This window comes from Burkholderia sp. BC1, from assembly GCF_052683555.1.
This window is the reverse complement of record NZ_JBQYLP010000161.1, coordinates 1-2,098: the sequence shown is the minus strand read 5'-3', so window position 1 is coordinate 2,098 and position 2,098 is coordinate 1. Positions and strand designations below refer to the sequence as shown.

The window sequence follows — 2,098 nt, the reverse complement described above, 5'->3', positions numbered from 1 at the left end:
ACGGCTCAATAGCCTACTTCAGGGAGGACCACTTTTCAGGGGGCAGACCACTTTGTGAACTTCCAGATTGATTATTTCGTGGGCAGTGTGTGGGGAACGTTTACGCGGGATGGAAATGCGTTCTTCGGAACTGGTGTCAATATGGCGCTTCCCAATCCAGTTCAGGCATCAGCAAGTATTACTGCCGGCTGGCTCAATCGAACGAGCGTCGCTCCTGGCCAGACAAATAACTTTGCTGGAGGCTATGCCGGTGGCATGACTGGTGCTTACGGCATATTTGGCACAGGCATCATGAATTCGCCGGGTAATGGAACTGCGACCATTATTGGTGTTGGTGGTGGGGTTAGCGCCGGGAAGAACACTAACGTTGGTGGTGTCGGTGGCGGGTACAGTAATGATCAAGGTAAGACAGGGATTAGGTGGTAAATATGGTTGGAATTCCAGGCTCGGCTCCTAAAACACGTGGGCAAAAGATAGTTGGGGTTATTGCCTTCACCGCGCTGATGGGCTTCATCGTGTACGTGGTGTTGAAGAACATCTTTTTTAGCTGAACGACTGAGCCCGGCGTATGCCGGGCTCGGTGTTTAGGCCTGTTTCGAAGGAGGTCGACGGCGATGTCGTCGTTCAGCGGCGAGTTGCTGCTCGTCACGGATGCGATCCAGAATCTCCTGTTCGGTCATCTCGCGATTGGCGATGCGGTAGTGGTGATCGGAGGAGATGGTCAATTGCTGGGAGCGGTAATTGACGGAGAGGAGCACATGGTTGCCGGGCACAAAGCCGGCGGTGGCGAGCAGGCGATCGACGGCGCTCTGCCACGGGAAGGCTGGGCGGTTACGGTCGGGAAGGAAGCGTGAGGTAAAGCCATCGTAAGGAGCTTCTTCCAGCACGAAAGGGAAGTCGTCGATCCGAGCGTTGAAGGAGATCCATACGGCGACGCATCCGGCGCGACTCGAACGCCAGGCGCAGCGAGACGAGATCGAGGCGGCGAAGCCGGAGCGGTTGCTGCATCGGGTGTATGGGAAGCGAGAGGGAGAGTAAGGAAGTGCGGCCTTCGGCCGATGGCCACGAGGGGCCGGGGGTAAATGTGCGCCGGCCTGCGGCCGTCGCCCATTTAACATAAAGCCGGCAATTATCGGTGGCCGGCGGGCCGCCGCATCGCGCCGTTCGTTGCGTGTGCGTCGGCCCGCCGGCCACCGATAATTGGCTCTATGTCTTGCGCCCCCGGCCCCAAGCATGTGCTTCGCAAGGATGAAGTCAGGGGCCGCAAAGCGGCCAGAAACACGATGACGAAAAAGCAAAGTTAGCGCGCTGCGCGCGAGGGGTCACGGCCCCGCCCACCCGGCCGTCTGCTGCGCTCGGGCTGCGGCCCCTGCGGGTCCTCCGCTCCGTGCTCGCAGCCGTCCTCCCGTCCGCCCCCAAGGGGCTCCCTGTCTAGCCGCTGCTGCGCAGCGGAAATCAAAAGCGAACGACAAAGGCGGCTTGACATGCGGTGCAAGCCGCGGAGTCGTCTTGCACCGCATGGCCGAGCGTGGCACACCGATCGCCGTCAAGGCCAAGCCCTGCGGGCGCGCGTTGCGCGGCCTTGACGGGTTCGGCGCTGAGGTGGTGCGCGGAGGCTTGCGCGGATGTGGCGCGGTAGTGCGCGATGGTCCTGTTCCGCCGGGTTTGCCGTCGCCCTTCGGCCGCCGTCAAACCCGGCGGGTCGAGGGGAATCGAGATAGGGATGGCGTGTCGTCTGGCAAACTCGCGTCTTACGGTCGAAAACCGCGTCTGGGCAAAAATTATGCGTTGTGCGAAGCACGTCGGGGAAAACGGGGTTGAGAAGCCTTGGTGCATCAGGGTGAACGGGGAATCGACAACGGCGGGCGCGTCGGGGTGCAGTGATCGCTTCAATCGTCAGTTGAATCAGGACGAGAAAAAAGCGATTCGCGACAAGGCGAACGGTGACAAGAACGAAGAGCAGCGACTGACACGAGCCGCGTGCTATGCCGTCAAATGTTGGGCAGAATACGCTGCCGGCAGCGATGAACGAAATAAGAATTTCGTGAGGGAAACGCTGATCAATGGACCAACTTCCGAAGTTGCAGGCGAGATGGCT

General features: G+C 60.1%; 3 protein-coding genes. 2 read left to right on the top strand and 1 reads right to left on the bottom strand.

What is annotated here, in order from left to right; genetic code table 11:
- The first annotated feature begins 54 nt into the window (after positions 1-54).
- Positions 55-426, top strand: coding sequence for a hypothetical protein (locus tag ACSHSS_RS30080; protein WP_445545962.1), 372 nt, complete (start codon positions 55-57; stop codon positions 424-426).
- A gap of 158 nt (positions 427-584) precedes the next feature.
- Here ACSHSS_RS30080 and ACSHSS_RS30075 read toward each other — a convergent pair whose 3' ends face one another.
- Entirely contained in the window at positions 585-887 is a 303-nt protein-coding gene (locus ACSHSS_RS30075) for a hypothetical protein (protein ID WP_445545961.1), read from the bottom strand.
- Between the two features lie 836 nt (positions 888-1,723).
- On the opposite strand from ACSHSS_RS30075, the gene ACSHSS_RS30070 reads away from it, so the two are divergent.
- On the top strand, positions 1,724-2,098 hold a 375-nt coding region (locus tag ACSHSS_RS30070), incomplete at its 3' end, for a hypothetical protein (RefSeq protein ID WP_445545960.1).